This is a genomic window from bacterium (assembly GCA_035308905.1).
GTDB lineage: Bacteria > Sysuimicrobiota > Sysuimicrobiia > Sysuimicrobiales > Segetimicrobiaceae > DASSJF01.
The window spans coordinates 111,904-134,274 of sequence record DATGFS010000022.1; the positions used below are offsets into that span (position 1 = coordinate 111,904).

Annotated in this window: 18 protein-coding genes; 8 read left to right on the forward strand and 10 right to left on the reverse strand. The window is 70.9% G+C overall.

Annotated features, from left to right (window positions below):
* Positions 1-11: 11 nt before the first annotated feature.
* The 9 genes from treZ to VKT83_05935 all read right to left on the reverse strand — a co-directional run bounded on the left by treZ (position 12) and on the right by VKT83_05935 (position 11,964).
* A complete protein-coding gene (treZ, locus tag VKT83_05895) occupies positions 12-1,919 on the reverse strand; it encodes a malto-oligosyltrehalose trehalohydrolase (protein ID HLY21982.1) in 1,908 nt (635 codons plus the stop codon).
* Positions 1,916-5,395 carry a maltose alpha-D-glucosyltransferase gene (gene treS / locus VKT83_05900; protein HLY21983.1) on the reverse strand — a complete coding sequence of 1,160 codons (3,480 nt, stop codon included), beginning with the start codon at positions 5,393-5,395 and terminating at the stop codon, positions 1,916-1,918. Before treS ends, treZ begins: the two co-directional genes overlap by 4 nt.
* Positions 5,392-7,362 (reverse strand): alpha-1,4-glucan--maltose-1-phosphate maltosyltransferase, encoded by a 1,971-nt coding sequence (locus tag VKT83_05905; protein ID HLY21984.1) that lies wholly within the window; start codon positions 7,360-7,362, stop codon positions 5,392-5,394. The genes treS and VKT83_05905 overlap by 4 nt, the downstream gene beginning before the upstream one ends.
* A 94-nt stretch (positions 7,363-7,456) precedes the next feature.
* Positions 7,457-9,562 carry a TrkA C-terminal domain-containing protein gene (locus VKT83_05910; GenBank protein HLY21985.1) on the reverse strand — a complete coding sequence of 702 codons (2,106 nt, stop codon included), beginning with the start codon at positions 9,560-9,562 and terminating at the stop codon, positions 7,457-7,459.
* 55 nt (positions 9,563-9,617) lie between these two features.
* Positions 9,618-9,833 carry a hypothetical protein gene (locus VKT83_05915; protein HLY21986.1) on the reverse strand — a complete coding sequence of 72 codons (216 nt, stop codon included), beginning with the start codon at positions 9,831-9,833 and terminating at the stop codon, positions 9,618-9,620.
* Positions 9,834-9,904: 71 nt separating this feature from the next.
* Complete coding sequence (locus VKT83_05920) at positions 9,905-10,882, reverse strand: Fe-S cluster assembly protein HesB (protein HLY21987.1); 978 nt, start codon at positions 10,880-10,882, stop codon at positions 9,905-9,907.
* A 43-nt stretch (positions 10,883-10,925) separates the two neighbouring features.
* A complete protein-coding gene (locus tag VKT83_05925; GenBank protein ID HLY21988.1) occupies positions 10,926-11,129 on the reverse strand; it encodes a hypothetical protein in 204 nt (67 codons plus the stop codon).
* 32 nt (positions 11,130-11,161) lie between these two features.
* Positions 11,162-11,560, reverse strand: coding sequence for a CBS domain-containing protein (locus VKT83_05930; GenBank protein HLY21989.1), 399 nt, complete (start codon positions 11,558-11,560; stop codon positions 11,162-11,164).
* 101 nt (positions 11,561-11,661) lie between these two features.
* Complete coding sequence (locus tag VKT83_05935) at positions 11,662-11,964, reverse strand: hypothetical protein (GenBank protein HLY21990.1); 303 nt, start codon at positions 11,962-11,964, stop codon at positions 11,662-11,664.
* A gap of 157 nt (positions 11,965-12,121) precedes the next feature.
* Between VKT83_05935 and VKT83_05940 the strand changes: the two genes are divergently transcribed.
* The 8 genes from VKT83_05940 (at position 12,122) to VKT83_05975 (ending at position 20,116) form a co-directional block, all read left to right on the forward strand.
* Positions 12,122-12,748, forward strand: coding sequence for an ABATE domain-containing protein (locus VKT83_05940; GenBank protein HLY21991.1), 627 nt, complete (start codon positions 12,122-12,124; stop codon positions 12,746-12,748).
* A gap of 63 nt (positions 12,749-12,811) precedes the next feature.
* Entirely contained in the window at positions 12,812-13,537 is a 726-nt protein-coding gene (locus VKT83_05945; GenBank protein HLY21992.1) for a sulfite exporter TauE/SafE family protein, read from the forward strand.
* Between the two features lie 28 nt (positions 13,538-13,565).
* Positions 13,566-14,444, forward strand: a complete 879-nt coding sequence (gene rsmI, locus VKT83_05950; protein ID HLY21993.1) for a 16S rRNA (cytidine(1402)-2'-O)-methyltransferase — start codon at positions 13,566-13,568, stop codon at positions 14,442-14,444.
* The gene (locus VKT83_05955) at positions 14,441-15,628 is read left to right on the forward strand and encodes a dihydrodipicolinate synthase family protein (protein HLY21994.1); all 1,188 of its coding nucleotides are present in this window, start codon (positions 14,441-14,443) and stop codon (positions 15,626-15,628) included. The genes rsmI and VKT83_05955 overlap by 4 nt, the downstream gene beginning before the upstream one ends.
* Positions 15,625-16,929, forward strand: coding sequence for a homoserine dehydrogenase (locus tag VKT83_05960; GenBank protein ID HLY21995.1), 1,305 nt, complete (start codon positions 15,625-15,627; stop codon positions 16,927-16,929). The genes VKT83_05955 and VKT83_05960 overlap by 4 nt, the downstream gene beginning before the upstream one ends.
* Positions 16,922-17,998, forward strand: a complete 1,077-nt coding sequence (thrC, locus tag VKT83_05965) for a threonine synthase (protein HLY21996.1) — start codon at positions 16,922-16,924, stop codon at positions 17,996-17,998. Before VKT83_05960 ends, thrC begins: the two co-directional genes overlap by 8 nt.
* A 7-nt stretch (positions 17,999-18,005) precedes the next feature.
* Positions 18,006-18,905: a homoserine kinase gene (gene thrB, locus VKT83_05970; GenBank protein HLY21997.1), complete on the forward strand. Its 900-nt coding sequence runs from the start codon at positions 18,006-18,008 to the stop codon at positions 18,903-18,905.
* A complete protein-coding gene (locus VKT83_05975; GenBank protein ID HLY21998.1) occupies positions 18,902-20,116 on the forward strand; it encodes an aspartate kinase in 1,215 nt (404 codons plus the stop codon). The genes thrB and VKT83_05975 overlap by 4 nt, the downstream gene beginning before the upstream one ends.
* A gap of 27 nt (positions 20,117-20,143) precedes the next feature.
* Here the strand turns inward: VKT83_05975 and VKT83_05980 are convergent, their stop codons facing one another.
* Positions 20,144-22,270: an HD domain-containing phosphohydrolase gene (locus tag VKT83_05980; protein HLY21999.1), complete on the reverse strand. Its 2,127-nt coding sequence runs from the start codon at positions 22,268-22,270 to the stop codon at positions 20,144-20,146.
* Between the last annotated feature and the right edge of the window lie 101 nt (positions 22,271-22,371).

Sequence of the window (22,371 nt, forward strand, 5' to 3'; positions counted from 1 at the left end):
TCTTGAGTGTTCTAGGACGGCTCGCCGGCAAAACCCTCGCCCGCGGCAAAGAGGACGAAGGACCACGGCGCGAGGGCGAGGCGCACCGTCCCGCCGGACTCGATCTCTGCCGGCGCGGCCCGCCCCGGGCCGGCCCAGCGGGCGTCCGCGGAGTCGAGAAGCAGTTTCCACCGGCCGGGCGGGAGGGGAACCTGGACGCCGGCCGGGGACGGCGAGAAATTGAACACCGCGACGACGGCGCCGTCTCCCCGCCAGCGGCGCGCCACCATGACGCGCGCGTCGTCCTCCGGCGGCCTGCCGCCCTCCGCACGGGACGACCGTCCGATGACGCGAACGTCCATGGGCTCCTTGCTGAGGTTCGCGAGGGCGGGAACGGTCTTGCGCAGCCGGATGAGCGTGGTGTAGAGCTCGAGGAGGGCGTGATGTCGCGGCTCGCGCGCGAGCCCGCGCGCAAGCCGCGACCGCTGAAACGTCTCCGGCGACTGTGGATCCGGCGGCTCGCTCTCCGGATACTCCGCGCGCCGCCCGCGGCGCACGGCCGCGGCGAGCGCCGGGTCACCGTGATCCGTGAAGTAGAGGAACGACGCCGTCTCCCCGTACTCCTCGCCCATGAACAGCAGCGGCACGAACGGCGCCAGCAGCACGACGCCCGCGGCGAGCTTCAGCGCCTCGAACCCGACGAGGTGGGTGAGCCGCTCGCCGAGCGCGCGGTTGCCGACTTGGTCGTGGTTTTGCGCGCAGACGACAAAGCGGGGGGCCGCCACATCGCGCGACGGCGCGCCGTGGCGCCGCCGCCGGAACGGCGAGTACCGGCCGGAGACGACGAATCCCTCGGTCCATGCGAGCGCGAGATCGCCGATCCCGCGGAAGTCCTCGTAGTACCGGAGCCGCTCGCCGGTGAGCAGAGTATGGAGCGCGTGGTGGAAGTCGTCGCTCCAGGCGGCGTCGAGCCCGTAGCCGCCGCGGTCGATCGGGCGCGTGAGCCGCGGGTCGTTCAGGTTGCTCTCGGCGATCATGCAGACCCGGCGGCCGAGCGCGCGGCCGCGCTCGCGGACCGCGGTGCCCAGCTCCTCGAGGATGTGCCGAGCGGATTCATCGAAGATCGCGTGCACCGCGTCCAGTCGCAGCCCGTCGAGATGAAACTCCGCGATCCACCGGCACGCGTTGTCGATGACGAACCGCCGCACCTCGTCGCTGTCCGGCCCGTCGTAATTGATCGCGTCACCCCACGGCGTGCGATAGCGGTCCGTGAAGTAGGGTCCGTAGGCCGCGAGATAGTTGCCTTCGGGACCGAGGTGGTTGTAGACGACGTCGAGGATGACCGCGATTCCCCGGCGGTGGCACGCGTCCACAAGCCGCTTCAGCCCGTCGGGCCCGCCGTAGGCGGTGTGCACCGCGTACGGGTAGGCTCCGTCGTAGCCCCAGTTGCGCGTGCCCGGAAAGTGCGCGACCGGCATCAATTCGATCGCCGTCACGCCGAGCGCGGCCAGCGCGTCGAGCTCACCGACCACGCCGCCGAACGTGCCGTCCGGTGAAAACGTGCCGACGTGCAGCTCGTAGATGATGTGGCCGGCGAGCGCGAGCCCGCGCCAGCCCGCGTCCTCCCACGTGAACGCCGGATCGACGACCTGCGACGGCCCGTGCACGCCGTCAGGCTGCAGCCGCGAGGCAGGGTCGGGGTACTCGGCGCCGCAGTCCAGAACGTAGCGGTAGCGCGCGCCGGCGTCGACGCCCGGGACGTCGGCCTCGTGGTAGCCGCGCTCGCGCCGGTCGAGCGGGATCACGCGGTCCGCCGGACTCAACAGGTGCACCTGCACGGCACGGGCGTTGGGCGCCCACACGCGAAAACGGCAGCCGCCCCCGGGGAGCAGGACCGCGCCGGCCGGCTCCGGGCCCGGCGCGGACTCGCCGCCCGTCAGCGGCCTCCCGCCGGGAGGCGCCCGAGGAGCGCCAGGATGCCCGTGAGCGGGATCCATGCCCACGCCGGGCGATTGTTGAGCTCGTATCCGAGCTCGTACGCGGCCTTGTCGATCAAGAACGCGTCGAGCAGCAGCTGCGCCGCGCGGGGGTCGGACGGGACGATCGGGGCGGCTGGTCCCCGGGACCGGTTCCCTTTCGTGGACGGCGGCGCACCCGCCGCGGTGAGGTAGCCACCGAGGAACGACGCGGAGATCCAGTGGGTCCACAGCCGCGCGCCGGCCCGCAGGCGGGCCTCGAGATCGGGCGCCGGTGCGAGTCCGCGCGCGGTGTGGTCCGCGAGCGCCGTCAGCGCCGCGTAGTCGAAGGACCGCAGCATCCCGGCGACGTCGCGCAGCGGAGGGCGCTTGTGCCGGCGCTCCGAGAGCGGGCGGGCGGGTTCACCCTCGAAATCGATGATGACGAAATCCTTGCCGGTCCACAGCACCTGGCCGAGATGGTAGTCGCCGTGGCAGCGGATTCGGGCGGCCGTGATCCGCCCTTCGAGCAGCGGATGCAGGCGTCCGAGCAGGTCGTCTTCCGCGGCCGCGACCCGCTCCGCGATCGGACGGGCGGCTTCGTCGAGGCCCGCCATGTTCCGCCGGAGGGTCTGCAGCGCGCCGCGGACGGTGGACCGCACCGATTGATAGATCGAGCGCTGATACATCGCGGTCAGCGGCTCGGGCGCGAAGTCGGGATCGGCCGGATCGGACGCGAGCGCGACGTGCATCTCGGCGGTGCGCTGCCCGAGCAGCCGCGCGTCGTCGAGGTAGGGTCCGACCGCCGCGACGGCCTCGGGAGACGGGTCCACCCGGGCGGCCGCAATGAGCGCGCCGCCGGGCGGCGCCGGGATCTCCATGCCCGCCGCCACCCGTTCGAAATAGTGACCCAGCTCGTCGACCGTGTACCGCCACGCGTCGCCCTCGTTCGCGACGAATTGCGAGAGGATCGCGACCGTGCGCGTCTCGTCGCCGAAGCGATACTCGATCGCGCCGCCGGCCCGCGGGGCGTGCGGGAACGCCGCCTTCTCCGTGAGGAAGCGGCTGATCTCGAAGTCCGGATGCCGCCCGGCCTCGGGCTTGCGGAACAGCTTCAGGATGCACCGGTCGCCGTACACGAGCGACGTGTTGCTCTGCTCGCCGCGCAGCACCGTGGATTCGGGGACGGTGGCGCCGGCCTGCCCGGCCCAGGGCACCACTTCTCGGAACGCCTGCGTCTGCACGCCGGCGAGGTCGGCGTGCCCGGTTCGAGCCCGCCGCCGCCGCGCGATGACGTCGAGCAGCGCCAGCTGGGTGGCCCGGTCGTAGACGCCATCGTAGAGCACGCCGTCGCCACCCGGCTCGCGAACGTCCGCGATCAGCGCCCCCGGCAGATCCCGCCGGACCGTGTCCGCCCCGGTCCCCGCCGCTACGAAGGCGAGCGGCAGCGCGTAAACTTCGGGCTCGCCCTCCACATAGTCGACGCGCAGCAGCACGACGTGCGACGCGCCGGGATCGAGTGGCAGCCGGACCGCGTTTTGGATCGCCACGGCCCGGACCGCGCGGCCCTTGCCGCCGAACCAGCGGCGCCCGCGGATGTAGGTCCAGACGGCGTCGACGAGCGCGCGGTCTTGACCGGTCACGAGCGCCTCCCAGCCGTCCGGCGCGGCCAGCGGCGCGCGCACGGGCAGCTCGGGCTCGCGGGCGGCGCGCGACGCGGGGCGTTCCAGCGAGAACCAGTAGAAGGTGTGCGGGCCGAGCGTCAGCAGGTACGGCAGCTCGCCGATCGGAGGGAACGGCGTGCGGCCGAAAACCTCCACCGGCACCATCCCGCTCCAGGCCTGCAGCGGCAGCTCGACGTACTGCACGAACCGCGAGAGGTTCGCGACGATGAGGAGCTGCTCGTCGCCGTACCGCCGCATGAACGCCAGCACCCGGCGGTTGTCCGGCTGGAGAAACTCGAGCGTGCCGCGGCCGAACGCGCGGTAGCGCTGGCGCATCGCGACGAGCCGCCGCATCCACCAGAGCAGGGAGTGCGGGTTGTCGTGCTGCGCCTCGACGTTCACGGTCTCGTAGTGATACTCGGGGTCGATGGTCGCCGGCAGGAAGAGCCGCTGCGGGTTGGCCCGCGAGAATCCGGCGTTGCGGTCGGCGCTCCACTGCATCGGCGTCCGCACGCTGTTCCGGTCGCCGAGGTAGATATTGTCGCCCATCCCGATCTCGTCGCCGTAGTAGATCACCGGCGTGCCGGGGATCGAGAAGAGCAGGCCGTTCATCAGCTCGATCCGGCGGCGGTGGTTGCCGAGCAGCGGCGCGAGACGGCGGCGGATGCCGAGGTTGATCCGCGCCGCGGGATCGTGCGCGTACACCCGGTACATGTAGTCGCGGTCCTCGTCGGTCACCATCTCGAGCGTCAGCTCGTCGTGGTTGCGCAGAAACATCGCCCACTGGCACGTCGGCGGAATCGGCGGCGTCTGCGAGAGGATCTCGATGACCGGAAAGCGGTCCTCCTGCCGGATCGCCATGAACAACCGCGGCATGAGCGGGAAGTGGAACGCCATCTGACACTCGTCGCCGCCGCCGAAGTAGGCGATCGCGTCCTCCGGCCACTGGTTGGCCTCGGCCAGCAGGACGCGCGCGGGGAAGCGGTCGTCGATATGCCGGCGCAGCGCCTTCAAGAACGCGTGGGTCTCGGGCAGGTTCTCGCAGATGGTGTCTTCCCGCTCGTACAGGTAGGGAACCGCGTCCAGGCGCATCCCGTCGACGCCCATCTCCATCCAGAAGTCGACGACTTCCAGCATCGCCTCGCGCACCGCCGGCGAGTCGAAATTGAGGTCCGGCTGGTGCGAGTAGAAGCGGTGCCAGTAATAGGCGTGGGCCACCGGATCGAGCGTCCAGTTGGACGGCTCGAAATCGCGGAAGATGATGCGCGCCTCGCGGTAGCGGTCGGGGGTGTCGCTCCACACGTAGAAGTCGCGGGCGACCGTCCCCGACCGGGCGCGGCGGGCGCGCTGGAACCACGGATGGCGGTCGGAAGTGTGGTTGAGCACGAGCTCGGTGATGACGCGGATCCCCCGGGCGTGCGCCTCGCCCAGAAACGTCCGGAAGTCCCGCATCGTCCCGTAGGACGGATGGATGCCGGTGTAGTCGGCGATGTCGTAGCCGTCGTCCTTGAGCGGCGACGGGTAGAACGGCAGCAGCCACAGCGCCGTCACGCCGAGGCTTTGAATGTAGTCGAGCCGCGCCGTCAACCCCGGGAAGTCGCCGATTCCGTCGCCGTTGCTGTCGGCGAACGCGCGGACGTGCACTTCGTAGATGACGCCGTCTTTGTACCAGAGCGGATCGGCCGGCGCGGTGCGCGCGCGCGCGGCGGCCGCGCGGCCCTGTGACGCCGCCGCGGGCCGGCGCCGCGTCAGGGACGGGGCGCCGGCGGCTCCATTGCGCCGCGGAGAGGGGCTCACGGGCTCCGCTCCACCCGGAAGATGTGCCCCGGCTGCTCGGCCGGATGCAGCGAGACGTAGTTGCGGCCCCCGCGCCAGGTGTACCGGGTGCCGCTCAGCAGGTCCGTCACGGCGAAGGGCTCGTCCGGGCCGAGCCCGAGCGCCGGCAGCGAAAGCGCGGTCCAGCCCGCCTGCGCGACGTGCGGGTCGAGGTTCACGACGACGAGCACCGGCGGGCCGCCGTCCGGACTCGTCTTGCTGTAACAGATGAGCTGATCGTTGTCGATTCCGTGAAACACCAGGGTGTCGTCCCGCTGGAGCGCCGTGTACTCCCGGCGGACTGCGTTCACGCTCGCGATCAGGCCGCGCAGACTTTCCGGCCGGCCGACGTCCCAGTGTTTGATCTCGTACTTCTCCGCGTTGAGATACTCCTCGCTCGCCGGCGGCGGACTCCCCGGGGCGGCCGACTGGTGCTCGATGAGTTCGTACGCCGGCCCGTAGATGCCGTAGTTCGCCCCCAGCGTCGCCGCGAGCACGAGACGCACGGCGAACGCCGGCCGGCCGCCGTCCTGCAGGTACTTGTGCAGAATATCCGGCGTGTTCGGCCAGAGATTGGGCCTGAAAAATTCACTCACCGGCGGGCGCGTGAGGTCGGTGAAGTACTCGATCAACTCGGCCTTCGTGTTGCGCCACGTAAAGTAGGTGTACGACTGCGTGAATCCCAGCTTGGCCAGCCGGTACATCACCTTGGGACGCGTGAACGCCTCCGCGAGAAAGATGACGTCGGGGTCGGTGCCGTGGATCTCGTCGATCAGCCATTCCCAGAACGGGAACGGCTTCGTGTGCGGGTTGTCCACCCGGAAGATGCGCACCCCCTCGCCGATCCAGAAGCGCACGACGCCGAGCAGCTCGTTCCACAGACCTCGCCAGTCGGACGAATCGAAATCGAACGGGTAGATGTCCTGGTACTTCTTGGGCGGGTTTTCCGCGTACTGGATCGTGGCGTCGGGCCGCCGCCGGAACCACTCCGGGTGCTCGCGCACGTACGGATGATCAGGCGCGCACTGGTAGGCGAGGTCGAGCGCGATCTCCAGGCCGCAGCCCCGGGCGCGGATGATGAGGCGGCGGAAATCCTCGAACGTCCCGAGCTCGGGATGAATGGCGGTGTGGCCGCCCTCCGCGGCGCCGATGGCCCAGGGGCTTCCCGGATCGCCCGCGCCCGCCGCCTCGGCGTTGTTGCGCCCCTTGCGGTGGTCGCGGCCGATCGGATGGATCGGCGGCAGGTAGAGGATGTCAAACCCCATGCTCGCGACATACGGCAGCCGCGCCTCGCAGTCCCTGAACGTCGCGTGCCGCCCCGGTTCGAGCGACGTCGAACGGGGAAACATCTCGTACCACGCGCCGAACCGCGCGCGCGCGCGGTCGACGACGACCGGCAGCTCGGGCGCGTAGCGCGCCGCCCCCTCACGCGGCGGGTAGCCCCGCATCGCGGCGGCCAGTTCGGCCGAGAGGGCAATCCGCACCGCGTCACCGTTCCCCGCGTCGAGATGGTCCGCCCACGCTGACAGCTGTTCGGCATCCGGTCCTCGGGCCCCGAACACGGCGGCCCGGACGAGCTCGGCGCCGATCCGGAGATCCACCCCCACATCCTGTCCCGCGTCCACCCGCTTCGCGAGATCCCGCGCCCACGTCGCGAAATGGTCGATCCACACTTCCACCGTGTAGCGGTACCGGCCGGTCTGCGCCGCGACAAACGTGCCGCGCCAGCGGTCGTTGTCCAGCGCCTGGAGCGGCGCCTCGCTCCACCCCGCGGAGGCGGGGTCGCCCTCCCAACGGTACCGCAGCACGCCCGCCAGCAGATCGTGGCCGTCCGCGAACGCGTCGCATTCGACGACGACCGTCTCGCCGGCGGTGCGCTTGACGGGGAACCGTCCGCCGTCGATCTGAGGCGTGACGGCCTCTATGGCGACTCGGGACTTCGCCTCCATGGGTGTCACCTGCGTGGGCGTAGTCGGCACCGCGTCAGTGTCACGGTTGCCGGCCGCGGACGTTATGACTCACGCCGTAGGCCGTCGGCCGGCGTCAGCGCGGCGCGATGATGTCCTCCAACCGCACCCCGTTGCCGCGCGTCGTCGCCACGGTGATGTGGTCGCCGCCGTGCAGGACGGTATCGCCGCGCGGCACGAGCATCCGGGTGCCGCGGCGCAGCGTCACGACGAGGCTGTCGGGCGACACGGCGAGCGCGCTCAGCGGCCGCCCCGCGACCGCCGACTCGGCCGGGATCGCGAAATGGACGAGCCGCGTGCCGAGATAGACGCGCTCCGCCTCCGTCCCCCGGTCCACCTCGTCGAGGATCTCCGGAAACCGCGGCGGATACAAATCGTACAGATACCGGTACATCGCGTCGATCATGAAGTCTGTTTCGCCGCCCGCCATCCAGGTCCGCTGCAGATGGTCCAGGCTCAAGAACACGTTGCGGCAGTGCTCCCGCGCCTCGAGCAGGACGCGCCGCCAGCGCGCGGCGTTGTGGAAGTCCTCGTCGAGCGCGCGGTAGGCGTCGAGCATCTGCTCGGCGCCGCGCCCCGCCTTGTCGCGAAAGTCGGTCGCGTAGTCCAGCTGCCGGAACGCCTCGCTGGGATCGTAATCGTGGCGCTCCTCGCGGAGGCGTTCGAGCGCGAACCGGAGATAGGCGATGCGGGTATCGAGCAGACCCTCCGGCAGGCGGCCGAGGCCCACCAGCAACCGCGGATCGAGGCGGTCCTCGTTCGCCGGGTACCGCTCCGGATAGAACTGCAGCATCATCATCAGCGCGTCCGCGAGCACGAGGCCGTAGAGGTACGGCCGCTTGTTGAGCGCTTCGCTCGGCTGCCAGCCCCAGTTGTCGGCCTGCTTCAAGAGGCGATAGCCGACCGCGATCCGCTTCTCGATCGGGAAGCGGTACAGCTGGTAGCCCTCGTCGCACAGCACCGAGGCGTGCACGCCCACCGGCGCGAGCAGGCCGAACGCCCGCAGCATCCACCCGAACAGGCCGGCCACGTACTTGCCGGGTTCCCAGTAGATGAAGGGGTGCGCGCGGAAGATCGCCGGCACCGCGTCGATCCCGCCGTACTCCCCGGCGTAGAGCGGCGGATAGTGCCCGTCCGACCGGAGCAGCACGCGCGTCTCCGGCGCCCATCCCATCCCCTGGTGCTCCACGCGCGCCTCCGGCCCCTGGGGCACCGTCTCCAGATATTCGTCCGGCGTCGAGAACTTCACCGTCACGTCCTGCGATCCGAGCACCTGCCGCCACGCGGCCTGCAGCACGTCGAGCGCCACGTCGCCGAAGTCCATCAGCTCGAGATCCTGGATGTAGAGAATCAGGCCGCCGTCGGGGGCGGCCGCGAGCGCCTCGCGGAGCGTCGTCGCGTATTCCTCGACGCCGCGCGCGCGGTCGATCGGAAAATCGAGGTAGCGGTGCTCCTTGTACTCTGTATCGAAGATGTAGTACGCCCCCATCATGTAGCCCTGCGACCGCACTTCCTGCGGATACATCCGGGTGACGGGGCGCCAGATCTCCTGGGATACCCGGAAATGCCGAGGCAGCGCGACGAGCCGCCGGCCGATCAGAAACGGCCTGTGCACGTAGTCGTGCGACGGGTTCGACGCGGTGTAGACGCCCTTGCGGTCGCTCAGGTGCGGGTGGACGATCGCGTCGATGCCGGCGTCCTCGAGCGCAGGCGCAAACCGCGGATGCACCGAGCATTCGGTAAAGAAGAAAACGCGGTGCCGCGGCTTCGGCGCGCCGACGACGTCGTGGAGGATCTCCTGGTTGAGCCGCAGCTCCTCCACCATCTCGCCGGGTTCGAGCAGCGCGGCGTGGGTGTGATGCGCCGTCGTGTACAGCGGGTAGATCGTGTGGTCACGGTACGCGCGGCGCAGTTCCTCGAAGGTGCGCGGCAGAATCGTGCGGATCTGAAAGAGCAGGTCGTTCGAGATGTCGACCGTGACGCGGACGCCCATCGCGCTCGCGAACGCGACGAGATCGCGGTAGATGTTCCGGCCCTCTTTGGCCCGCCGGCGCAGATAGTTCTCCGGCGGCACCGCCTGCGCGATGCGCATGTCCGGAACGGCGCTCTGGAGGTGCGCCGGCAGGTCCCAAAGCGGCTCGTGGGCATGAAAAGCCAGGATCACGTGAACCGTCTTGGGCATCACCTTACATCATACCCCGGTTACGAGGTGTCGGGAGCGAGGCTAGGTTGTACCGTCAATCCGAACGGCGGGCGGCGTCCTCGACCATTGTGGCGACGAGCTCATGGGGCAGCTGATCGGTGTCGCGGGCGCGTGCGCGGTAGTGCTCGATGACCGACCGCGAAAGACCCAGCGCGTGCAGCAATCCCAGCGAGGCTTCGAACTTTTCGCGGTTCCACACACCGGCGGGAGACGTATCTCGCCGCTCCGGTTGCGCCCGTACGCCGGACATCTCTGTCACCTCCGCGACGGTCGCTTCATGCCCAGGCTGCGCGCGCTTTAGACCCGCCGCGCCGAATGGCGTTATGTCCGGACGTCCGCCGCGTCGTCGATCCACCCGCGCGTGAGAAAGAGCCAAAACGCGAGGCCCGCGTACGGACCGTAGAGGCGAAACCGCCGTGTGATGGTCCGGTCGGTCACCGGCCGGCGGCGGCCGGACAGGCGCGCAAACGCCGGGCGCGTCCACGAATCGAACACGAGCCGCGAGTACCGGCCCAACAGCATCATGATGTGCGCGGCGGCGTACGGTCCGACGCCGGGAAGATCCAAGAGGCGCTCGGCCATTTCTTCGTCCGATACGGCCCCCGGCGTGCCGGGGCGGCGGTCGAGCAGTTCGAGATCGACCCCGCCGCGGACGACGCCGCGCGCCAGCGCCCGGAGATACGGTCCCCGGTATCCGGCGCGGACGACGTTCTTGTAGAAGGACGGACGGGCGTCCGCCATCGCCTCCGGCCCCGGAAAGGCCCGGCCGATCCACCCGCGGGCGGGCGCGCCCGGCGCGGGCTCGCCGAGATGCTCGACGAGGCCCGTGATCATCCGGCGCGTCAGCGCCCACGAGCAGTTCGTCGTGCAGATCGTCTTGACCACGTCTTCGAACACGGTCGGACTGCGGATCAGACGTCCCGCGCCCGCGCACGCCCAGGCGAGATCCGCGTCTTCGGCGGCAAGCGCGTAGAACTCGGCGAGCCGCTCGTCCAGCCGGAGCACGTGGCGTACCGCCGCGGCGGCCCGCTGGACCACGCGCGGCCCGGGCGCCGGCCCGAGGATCCGCACGACGCCGAATCCCGCGCGTCCCTCGCCGATTTGAATCAGCCGGGGACGTCCGCCGTTAATGGGCAGCGTGAGCTCGAGCATCCGCGCCGCCGCGTCGAGACGCATCGGCGGCAGTTCCGTGAGCCCGTGGGACATGCACGTGCGCCACAAATGCACCGGCTCGCCGCCGGGACCGGCGAGCCGAAATTCGAAAGCCGCGGCCGGAGCACTGCCGGCGTCAGCCGTCACGGCGCCCCGAGGAACTCGCCCGCAGCGCGGGGATCCGCCGCGGTTACCCCCTCCGCCTGAGCGCGCCCAGTGCCAAAAGCCCGAGGAACGTCGCGGCCAGCGCACGCCGGCTGGACGGCGCGGCGGTGGCCACGGCCGACGGAAGCTCGGTGCCGCGCGGCGGTGCCTCGGCGAGGCGCAGCCGTCCATCCTGCTCGGCCTCCCGCCGGTAGTTCGCGAGCCGCTCGTTCGCGAGCCATTCGTACATCCTGTCATTCCACATGTGGGACCCCTTTCGACCTACGGCAGAACGGCGGTCCAGGGCAGCAGGCCGACAAGACGTCCGCCGTCCACGACCGGAAGCGCCTCGTGGCGTCCCGTGCGCATCAGGACGGCCGCATCTTCGAGCGATGCGTCCGCCGCGATCGCCGGGACCGGCTCGATGACGCGCGCCACGGTCAGACCGTCGAGCACGTTGCGAAGCTCGTACACGTCGAGGGTCGTGACGTCCGACGGCGTGAGCCGCAGGAGCCCGGTTTCCCGGACGACTCCGAGGAGTCGATCGCCTTCACAGACCGGCAGCGCCGCCGTGTCGTGCTCGCGAAGCAGCCTGAGGGCCGTCGCGACGGTGGTGCGCGGTGTGATCACCGGCGAAAAGATCATGCTGTTCCGGACGCTGGCCGTGCGGACGTCGATCATGGTTCGTCCCTCCTTCGTGCGTTTGACGCTACTGATCGTAGCCGGACCCGGACGCTGAAACTATCCGCTTCTGATCGTGCAAACTTTCCGGTTGCGCAAACTCAGTCGGCGGCGGCGTCGTGCGTCGCGACCGTCTCGTGGCGCGGCATCGCGCCGGCGGGCGGGAATATGTACCGCGGCTGCACTGCCGGCCGCGGGGTGATCAGCCGCGCAAACTCCCACTCGGTGAGGTCGCCTTGCTCGTACGCATGCCAGATCATCTGGATGCGGTCGTGCGCCGCGTCCGCGTGCCCGGCCTGCCTACGCGACAGCATCACCGCGATCGCGAGGACGATTGCCGCTAGCACCCCGGCCGACAGCGCTGCTTCCCACAGCCAGCCGGATCCGAACAGATAAGGCCACATGCTTCCGTGCCTCCTACGAACCGGGCCGTTCTTGTGCTTGTGCACTTGCGCCGGCTCATCTAACCTGCTATCTTATTTTTACAGGTGATATCGTAACAGGCATGACATAACTTGTCAACCTCTAATAGAGGGTTATATGGCGAAACGTGAGGCGGGTATGCGGCGTCCGGCGACCATGACAGCGCCGCCGGAATACGCGTTCGATTTCTCCGGCGGGCGGCTCTGCCTGGATTTCGTCAATACCATCAGCGGCTCGCGGACGAAGGAGCACTTCAACACCTATCACGATCTGGTGTCGTGGGGCCGGCAAGGGGGCGTGCTCAGCGACCGCGAGGCCCAGCACCTCGAGGACATGGCAACGCGTCAGCCCGACGAAGCGGCGCGCACCCTGGCCGTCGCGATATCCCTGCGGGAAGCGCTCTTCCGGATCTTCACCGGCGCCGCGGAGCGCCGCCCGCAGCGGCCGGAGGACATGGAGATTCTCAACACGGCGCTGTGCCGGGCGCTCTCACACGTACGGATTGACGTAAACGAGGAGGGCTGCGTCCGGGCGTGGGCCGGCGACGCCGCGCCGGACCGGATGCTCTGGCCCGTGCTCCGATCGGCGATGGATGTCCTCACCTCCGAGGAGGAGCGCGGCCGAATTCACAAATGCGAGAGCCCAACGTGCGCCTGGCTCTTCATGGATACGAGCCGCAACCACAGTCGCCGCTGGTGCGACATGAAGAGCTGCGGCAACCGCGCGAAGGCGAAGCGCTACTACGAGCGCCACAAGCAGCAGTAGCGTTGGGCGAGGAAACGGGCCTCCTGTCGCTCGAGCGGCGGTCTTGATCCGCCGCCCGCCCCAGTGCTGATCACGATCTCGGTCATCGTCGGCCTCTCGGCGGCCGCGGCGGCGGTGACGGGCTTTGGCTTCAACCTCGTCAGCGTGCCGCTGCTCACACTGGCCTACCCGCCGCGCTTCGTCGTCGTCTTGACGCTGCTGCTTGGGATCTGCGCGAGCGGCCTGCTGCTCCTGCGGCGCGAGATCCGCCGGGAAGTCGAGTGGCGCGTGGTGCGGCCGCTCTTCCTGTCGAGCCTGGCCGGCATGCCGCTTGGGGTCGCGCTGCTGATGTGGGGCCCCGCGCGTCTGCTCAAGGCCGTGATCGCGGCGGTCACCGCGGCCTTCGCGATCGTGATGCTGACGCGATTCCGTCCTCGTCTTTCCGGCGGGATGCTCGACACGATCGCCGTCGGATTCCTCAGCGGCATCCTGTCCACCAGCACCAGCCTGAACGGGCCGCCGGTCGCGCTCTACTTGATGGCGCGCGGGCTCGCGAAGAACCGCTTTCGCGGCAACATGGTGGTCTACGTGTTTCTGGCCACCGTGACGAGCGTGGTGCTGCTCGCGGCGGGAGGCAGCATCACCGCGCAGACGCTGCTGCTCGCGGCGAAGGTGACCCCGGTGCTGATCGTCGGGTTCGTGGCCGGCGTGGCGGCCGTCCACGGACTCTCCGAGCGCCACTTCGAGGTCACCGTGCTCGGGTTTCTCGTGGTGGTGGGGCTGCTCGGCATCGCCTCGGCGCTGCGGTAGCCGGTAGCCTCCGTGCTATAGTGGGAACGTGACGTCCGGCCCAGGGACGCTCTACGTCGTCGCAACCCCCATCGGCAACCTCGAAGATATTTCGCTCCGCGCGCTCCGCGTGCTCCGCGAAGCGACGCTGATCGCCGCGGAAGACACGCGCCGCACCCGCAAGCTGCTGACGCACCACGGGATCCGGGGGCGTCTCGTCAGCCTGCGCGAGCACAACGAACGGGCGCGCGCGCCGGTCCTCGTCCGCCGGCTCCTCGACGGCGGCTCGATCGCGCTCGTCTCGGACGCGGGAACGCCCGGGCTCAGCGACCCCGGCGCCACGCTCGTCCGGGCCGCCGCCGACGCGGGGGTGCCGGTCGTGCCGGTGCCGGGGGCGAGCGCGGTCCTCGCCGCGCTGGTCGCCTCGGGGCTGCCGGCCGAGCCGGCCACGTTCTTCGGATTTCCGCCGGCGCGGGACGCGGAGCGCCGCCGGGCATTCGAGGCGATGCGCGACCTGCCGCACACACTCGTCCTCTTCGAGGCCCCCCACCGGCTGCGCGAGACGCTCGACGATCTGCTGGCGGTCCTCGGCGACCGGCGGATCGCGGTGGCGCGGGAGCTCACCAAGGTGCATGAAGAGGTGTATCGGGCGACGCTCAGCGAAGCCGTCCGGAACTTTTCCGCTCACCCTCCGCGTGGGGAATTCACGCTCGTCATCGAAGGAACACGGTTGGGCGAAATCGGGACCGGCGACGCCGCGGCGGCGGTCGACGCGGCGCGCGAAGCGGCCCGCGAGGCGTTGACGCGGGCCGCGGCCGGCGGCTGCTCCCCGCGGGAGTCGGTTCGGCGCGCGGTGGAGGCGAGCGGCCTCCGACGCAACGAGGTGTACCGTCTGTGGCTCGCGATCAAGCGGGAGGCACGCCAATGAAGAACGTCCACACCGCCGGTGACGAGGTCGAAGCGCTGATGCTCCAGGGCGTCCTGGAGCAGGCCGGCATTCCGGTCGTGCTGCGCTCCCGGCAGATGCCGGGCTACGGCGCGGTGTTCGAGAAGGCCACGGGGGTCTGGGGGGATCTGCTCGTCCCGGACGAACGCGCCCCCGACGCCCGCGCCCTGATCCACGACTACCTCGCGGCGCAGCCGAAAGGCGCGTCCCGCGCCGCCGCCTCCCAGGGGCTCGCCGGCATCGTGGTGCCGATCCCGACGCTGTTCGACGAGCGGGGCCGGCTCGACGAGGCCGCCAACGTCCGCCACGTCGAGTGGCTGATCGGGCGCGGCGTGCACGGCCTGTTCCCCCTCGGCACGACCGGCGAGTTCACGTCGCTGTCGCGTGACGAGCGGCGGGCGATGGCCGAGCTCGTCGTCCGCGCGGCGCGCGGCCGGGTGCCGGTGCTGGTCGGCTGCGGCGCGCCGGGGACCGAGGAGGCCGTGGCGTACGCGGAACACGCGGAGGAGATCGGCGCCGCCGGGGTCGCCGTCGTTCTTCCTTATTATTGGGTCCCGCCGGACCGCTCGATCTACGAGCACTTCCGCCTCATCGCGATCGCGACGCGGCTGCCGGTCTATATCTACAACTTTCCGGGTCTCACCGGCCGCAACATCCCGCCGCGCCTGGTCCTCCGGCTGGCGCAGAACCACGCCAACATCGCGGGGATCAAGGACACGATCGACAGCATCGCGCACATCCAGGAGCTGATCATGACCGTGCGCCCCGCGCGACCCGACTTCGTCGTGCTGTGCGGCATGGACTACCACCTCCTCAACACGCTGCTGCTCGGCGGCGACGGCGCCGTGCCCGGGACGGCGAACTTCAGCCCGGAGCCGCTCGTCGAGATCTATCAGGCGGCGACGGAGGGACGCCTCGCCGACGCGGCCGAACGCGCGCGGCGCCACCTCAACGTGATTCCGGCGTGGTTCGCGGCCGACGCGCCGGCGTTCGTCATCGTCAAGGAGGCCATGGTCATCGCCGGCCTGATCCCCCACGCGACGGCGCGGCCGCCCGCCCTGCCGCTGACCGAGGATGAGCGGCGGGCGCTGCGGCGCGGCCTCGAAGCGGCCGGCGTCGGCGCGGGGCGGGCCAAAGACGCGGAAACGGGGGGCGCGTCCCGGTGAGCGGTCCGGCCCCGGATCGGCCCGTCTCGATCGGCCTGCTCGGCTGCGGCACCGTCGGGAGTGCGGTGGTGCGGCTTCTCCGGAAGAACGGCGCCGAAATCGCGCGGCAGACGGGCGCCGAGCTGCGGCTCTCCCGCGTCGCGGTGGCGCGGCCGGACCGGGCGCGCGACCTCTCGTTCGAGCCCGGGGTGCTGACCGGCGACCCGGCCGCCGTGGTCGCGGATCCCGCGATCGACGTGGTCGTCGAGGTGGTCGGCGGGCTCGAGCCGGCGCGGACCCTCCTGCTCGACGCGATCGAGCACGGCAAGCACATCGTGACCGCGAACAAGCAGCTGATCGCCCGGCACGGGCCGGAGCTCTTCGCCGCGGCCGCGCGGGCCGGCGTCGATCTCCGGCTCGAGGCGAGCGTCGGCGCGGGCGTGCCCGTGATCCAGATGCTGAAGGAGTCGCTCGCGGCCAACCGCATCACGGAGGTCGCGGGCATTCTGAACGGCACCACCAACTACATCCTCACGCGCATGGCGGAGGACGGGTCGGAGTTCGGCGACGCGCTCGCGGACGCGCAGCGGCGCGGCTTCGCGGAGGCCGACCCCACGGACGACGTGGAAGGCCACGACGCCGCGGCGAAGCTCGCCATTCTCGCGACGATCGCGTTTCACACCCCGATCCACGCGGACCGGGTCTACCGCGAGGGCATCACCCGCGTCTCGGCGCAGGACATCCGGTACGCGGACGAACTGGGCTACGTGCTGAAGCTGCTCGCGATCGCGCGCGAGCACGACGGCCGCGTGGAGGCGCACGTCCACCCGGCGTTCCTCCCGCGCGCGCACCCGCTGGCCGCGATCCGCAACGAGTTGAACGCGGTCTTCGTGCGCGGCGACGCGGCGGGCGAGGTGATGATCGTCGGCCGCGGCGCCGGCGGCGATCCCACGGCGAGCGCCGTCGTGGCGGATCTCGTCGACGTGGCGCGCAGCCACCGGCGCGGCGGGCACGGGCGCGTCGGCTGGGACGGCCTCGAGGCGCGGCCGCTCCGCCCGATGGAAGAGGTCGAGACGCCGTTCTATCTGCTGATGCAGGTGACCGACCGGCCGGGCGTCTTCGCCCGGATCGCGACGATCTTCGGCGAGGAAGGCGTCAGCATCTCGGCGATCTCGCAGAAGAGCCGCGGCGCGGACGCCGACATCGTGATGATCACGCACACCGCGCGCGAGGGCCAGATGCGGCGGGTGCTCACGCGGATCGAGGCGCTCGACGTGGTCGGCACCGTCCGGAACGTCATCCGGGTGGTCGACGGTGAGTAGAACGGCCTGGCGCGGCGTGATCGAGGAGTACCGGCCATTCCTCCCGGTCTCGGACGGCACGCCGGTCGTGACGCTGCGCGAAGGCGACACGCCGCTGCTGCGCGCGGAGCGCCTCGAGCGCCACGTGCCCGGGGCGATCCTGTACCTCAAGAACGAAGGCGTCAACCCCACCGGCTCGTTCAAGGACCGCGGGATGACGCTCGCGATCTCGAAGGCGGTCGAGGAGGGCAGCCGCGGCGTCATCTGCGCGAGCACCGGCAACACGTCGGCGTCCGCGGCGGCCTACGCCTCGCGCGCCGGGATCGTCTGCTTCGTCGTCGTGCCGGCCGGCGGGATCGCGCTCGGCAAGGTCGTGCAGGCGCTCGCCCACGGCGCGCGCCTCGTGCCGATCGAAGGGTCCTTCGACGAGGCGCTGCGATTAGTGCGCGAGGGCGCGCCGCGCTTCCGGCTCACGCTGGTCAACTCGGTGAATCCGTACCGGATCGAGGGCCAGAAGACCGGCGCCTTCGAGATCTGCGACGCGCTCGGGCGCGCCCCGGACGTGCTCGCGATCCCGGTCGGGAACGCCGGCAACATCACCGCGTACTGGCGCGGCTTCGTCCAGTACCACGCGCGCGATATCGTGACCTCCCGGCCGAAGATGTGGGGGTTCCAGGCGGCTGGAGCGGCGCCCCTCGTCCTGGGACATCCTGTCGATCGGCCGGAGACCGTCGCGTCCGCGATCAGGATCGGCCGGCCGGCCTCGTGGGACGGCGCCGTCGCCGCGGTCAAGGAATCCGGCGGCGCTTTCGAGGCCGTGAGCGACGAGGAGCTGCTCGCCGCGCGCACCCTGCTCGCGCAGGAGGAAGGCATCTTCGTCGAGCCGGCGTCCGCGGCGTCGGTCGCCGGCGTGCTCCGGCGGTCGCGCGAGGGCCGGCTGCGCGAAGGCACCTCGATCGCGTGCATCCTCACCGGCCACGGCCTCAAAGATCCGGAGGCGGTGCTCCGCACGGAACGCCGGCCCGAACCGGTGCCGGCGACGATCGAGGCCATCGAGCGCGTCATCGGCGAGCCTGTGGGCGTCCGGTAGGCGTCCGGTGATCCGCGTCCGCGTGCCGGCGACAACGGCGAACCTGGGGCCGGGATTCGACGCGCTCGGCCTGGCCCTGCGCCTCCACAACTCGGTCGCGCTCGAGGCAGCTCCGGAGCCGCGGATCGAGATCGAGGGCGAAGGCGCCATGGCGCTGCCGCGCGACCCGTCGCACCTCGCGTACCGGGCGGCCCTCGCGGTGGCCGGCGCGCAGACGGGCGCCGCCGCGCCCCGGGCCTTCCACCTGCGGCAGCACAACCGCATCCCGCTGGCCCGGGGCCTCGGCAGCAGCGCCGCGGCGATCGTGGGCGGCGCCGCCGCGGCCAACGCCCTGCTCGGCGGTCCGCTGGACGCCCAGGCGCTCATCGACCTCGCCGCTGGTCTCGAAGGCCACCCGGACAACGTCGCCCCGGCCGTCCTCGGCGGCTTGGTCGCGTGCGTGACCACGGAGGCGGGAAAAATCCGGTGGACACGTCTCATACCCAAACGGCTGCGCGTGGTGATCGCGATCCCGGAGTTTGCGGTGTCGACGGCGGAGGCCCGGCGGCTCCTCCCGGAGACCGTCCCGTTCCGGGATGCCGTGTTCAACGTCACCCGCACGGCGCTGCTCGTGGCGTCGCTCGCCGAAGGACGGATGGACATGCTCGACGAGGCAACGCGCGACCGCCTGCACCAGCCCTACCGCGCGCGGCTCGTGCCCGGCCTGGATGCGGTCTTCGCGGCGGCCCGCGCATCCGGCGCCCACGGCGTCGCGCTGAGCGGCTCCGGCCCGACGGTCGTCGCGTTCGGCGAGGCCCCGGGCATCGGCGAGGCGATGCGGCGCGCGTTCGAGTCCGCGGGCGCGGAGTGCCGGGTCGTCGACGCGGAGGTCGATACCGAGGGGACGGTCGTGGAGGGAAGCACGTGAGCCTGATCGTCCAGAAGTTCGGGGGCAGTTCGGTCGCGACGCCCGATCTCATCAAGCACGTGGCCGGCCGGGTCGCGGCGACGCGCGAATCGGGGCACGACGTCGTCGTGGTCGTGTCGGCGCCCGGCGACACGACGGACAACCTGATCGGGCTGGCGGAGCAGATTACCACGAGCCCGGCCGACCGCGAGATGGACATGCTGCTGTCGACCGGCGAACAGGTGTCGATCGCGCTCCTCGCGATGGCGCTGCACACGCGGGGCCACCGGGCGGTCTCGCTCACGGGCGCGCAGGCCCTGATTCGCACCGAGCCGGTGCACCTGCGGGCGCGGATCATGGGCGTCGACCGCAGCCGCCTCGACCGGGAATTGGGCGCGGGCCGGATCGTCATCGTCGCCGGCTTCCAAGGGATCACCGACGACGGCGAGATCACGACGCTCGGGCGCGGCGGGTCGGATACGACCGCGGTCGCCCTCGCCTCGGTGCTCGACGCGCGGATCTGCCAGATCTACACCGACGTCGAAGGGGTCTTCACCGCGGACCCGCGCGTCGTGCCCGAGGCGAAGAAGCTCGCGGAGATCTCCTACGATGAAATGTTAGAGATGGCCAGTTCAGGCGCGCTGGTGCTGCAGACCCGCGCCGCGGAGCTCGCCAAGCAGTACCGCGTGCCGCTGGAGGTGCGCAGCACGTTCGTCGACCGGGGGGGAACGGTGGTGACGGATCGGACAATCGAGGGACGGCGATTGGTAACCGCGGTCACGCACGACCGCAACGTGGCGAAGATCGCCGCGACGGGAATTCAAGATCGCCCCGGCATCGCGCACACGCTGTTCCGGGCGATCGCGGACCGGCACGTCAACGTCAACCTGATCATTCAGAGCGTCCCGCAGGCGCAGGGCGCCGACATCTCCTTCACGGTCGCGCGCTCAGATATGGCGGCCGCGGTGGAGGCGGCCCGGTCGGTCGCCGGGGAGATCGGCGCGCGGGACATCATCTCCGACGAAGGCGTCGCCATGGTCAGCATCGTGGGCGCCGGGATGATCACGAACCCCGGCGTCGCGGCGCAGATGTTCGGCGTGCTCGCGCGCAACGGCATCAACATCGAATTGATCGCGACGTCCGAGATCAAGGTCTCGTGTGTGGTCCGCGCCGACGAGGCGGAGAAGGCCGTACGGGTGCTGCACGCCGAGTTCAGGCTGGACGAAGACTGACGCGGCGCCCGGTGCCGCGGCGCGGGGTTAGCGGGCGTTCTGCGGCAGCTCGAGAAACAGCTCGACGAGCGCCGCCTCAAATTGCCGGCCGGCCTGCCGCCGGAGCTCGGCCGCCGCGTCGTCCCGCGTGCGGGCGGCGTGGTAGACGCGCTCGCTCGTCATCGCGTCGAAGCTGTCGGCGATCGCGAGAATCCTCGCCTCGAGCGGGATCGCCTCCCCGGCGAGGCCGTTTGGATAGCCGGTGCCGTCCCAGCGTTCGTGATGCGCGGCGACGATGTCGATCACGGCGTCGTCGACCTCGAGGGCGCGAAGCAGCGCCACCCCCTTGCCGACGTGCTGCGCGACGAGGGCCCGCTCCTCGGCCGAGAGCGGCCCGGGCTTCTGGAGGAGGCTTCGGGAGAGCGCGAGCTTGCCGACGTCGTGGACGAAGGCCGCCTGGGCCAGCAGGCGCCGCCGCTCGAGGGCCACGCCCGCGGCCGCGGCCAGCTCCACGGCCCACCGGCCCACCTGCGCCAGGTGCGCTTCGACTTCGAGCTCGACGTCCTCGACGTTGAGCCGGTGCACGAGCTGCCGCGCGCCCTCGGGCAACCCTTGGAACGCGGCCAGTAGCGCGACGTCGAAGGGCAGGCTCTGCACCGTCCGCGACGCGTCGTGCGGGTCGCGGCCCAAGCCGCCCACCTTCGTCCCGCTCGCGACGGCGCAAAACGCCTCCACGACGGCGGGGTCGAATTGCGTGCCGGCGGTCCGGCCGAGCTCGGCGATGACGGCGCTGTGCGGGAGCGCGGGGCGATAGGGCCGGGGTGCCGTCATGGCCGCGTAGGCCTCCAGCACCGCCAGAATCCGCGCCCCGATCGGGATCTGCTCGCCGCGCAGGCCGTCCGGGTAGCCCGATCCGTCCCAGCGTTCCTGATGATGGCGGACCAGCGCGGCGGCCCGGCGCAGCTGATCGACGGATCGGAGCACTTCGTCGGCGATGAGGGGATGCTGCCTGACCACGGCCCACTCCTCGTCGGAGAGCCGCTCCGGCTTCCGCGCGATGTCGTCCGGGATCGCCACCATGCCGATGTCGTAGAGGCGCGCGCCCCACCGCACGTCCTCCACGTCCTGGACGGAGCATCCCAGCGCGCCGGCGGTGGCCGTCGCGAGGCCAACCAGCCTGCCGGAACGGCTACCCGGCTCGCCCCCGTGCGCCTCGATCGCCTGCGCGAGCGCCAGCGCGGTCCGCGTGTGCGCCTGCTGCAGCCGCCGGATGAGCCGGATGCGCCGGATCGCCGCGGCCGCGATCTCCGCGACGCCTTCCAGCAAGTGCACCTCGGGGGCGGCAAACGGCGTGCTGTCCATCCCGCCGGCGCGCGCCACGATGAGGGCGCCGATCGCGCGGTCGCCCGACCCGAGAGGCACAATCGCCAGCGGGCGGAGGCCCTTATACACCCCGTCGTCGACCGAAGACGCCTGCGGCTCCGTACTGAGCAGGGTGCCGGCGAACGCCCGCCCGGTCTGGATCACCCGACCCAGCCGTCCCTTGACATCGGGCACGGCCGGATCCAGCCAGGACAGCGGGGCGCCGGTCGAGTGTGCGATCGAAAGCGTCTGCCCGTCCGCCGAAAGAAGCGCGAGCGAGGCGTGGGTCGCGTTCGCCAGAATCATCGCGTGCGCCGCCAGCGCGGCGTACGCCGCCTCCGCAGTCCGCGCAGCCTGGAAGTCCTTGCTCAGGGCGATAAACGTCCCGACCGTGTCGAGGCGCTCTGCCGCCGCCTCGGCGGCCGCGTCGGCCGCCTGCTTCAGCACGGTGACGTCCTGCGCGACCACGAGCACGGCGGCGCGGTCGCGAAATTCCATCGGTTGGGCCAGGACGTGCACGTCGATCAGCGTCCCGTCCCTGCGGCGGTGACGCCGGGTCACCGACACGGGCTGCGCGGGTTCGGACCCCGCGTCCGGCGCCGCCTTGATCGCGGGACCCGTTGCCCATAGATCCGTGACGCGCTTGCCCGCGATCTCGTCGCGCGAATACCCGTACAGGTTCGCGGCCGCCGTGTTGACCGCGAGGATCCGCAGCGTTTGGAGGTCGTACACCCACATCGGCAGGGGATTGTTGAGAAACTGCAGAGCCGCGGGCAACCCGCGGCCGGACGTTCCTGTCTCACGGCTTGCCATAGCAAACGCTCCCCCGCGGGCGCCGCGTTGGTGTACAAATCCCTGGCATAGTAATGTTACACAATTGCACCGGTTTACAGACATCAATAGATCTACGCCGG

Excerpts from the sequence above, each read along its gene's own strand:
- VKT83_05935 (HLY21990.1), bottom strand. The coding sequence starts at position 11,964 with ATGTGGCCTTATCTGTTCGGATCCGGCTGGCTGTGGGAAGCAGCGCTG.
- VKT83_05925 (HLY21988.1), bottom strand. The coding sequence starts at position 11,129 with ATGTACGAATGGCTCGCGAACGAGCGGCTCGCGAACTACCGGCGGGAG.
- VKT83_05980 (HLY21999.1), bottom strand. The coding sequence starts at position 22,270 with ATGGCAAGCCGTGAGACAGGAACGTCCGGCCGCGGGTTGCCCGCGGCT.
- VKT83_05915 (HLY21986.1), bottom strand. The coding sequence starts at position 9,833 with ATGTCCGGCGTACGGGCGCAACCGGAGCGGCGAGATACGTCTCCCGCC.
- VKT83_05955 (HLY21994.1), top strand. The coding sequence starts at position 14,441 with ATGAAGAACGTCCACACCGCCGGTGACGAGGTCGAAGCGCTGATGCTC.
- VKT83_05930 (HLY21989.1), bottom strand. The coding sequence starts at position 11,560 with ATGATCGACGTCCGCACGGCCAGCGTCCGGAACAGCATGATCTTTTCG.
- VKT83_05905 (HLY21984.1), bottom strand. The coding sequence starts at position 7,362 with ATGGAGGCGAAGTCCCGAGTCGCCATAGAGGCCGTCACGCCTCAGATC.
- VKT83_05940 (HLY21991.1), top strand. The coding sequence starts at position 12,122 with ATGCGGCGTCCGGCGACCATGACAGCGCCGCCGGAATACGCGTTCGAT.
- VKT83_05910 (HLY21985.1), bottom strand. The coding sequence starts at position 9,562 with ATGCCCAAGACGGTTCACGTGATCCTGGCTTTTCATGCCCACGAGCCG.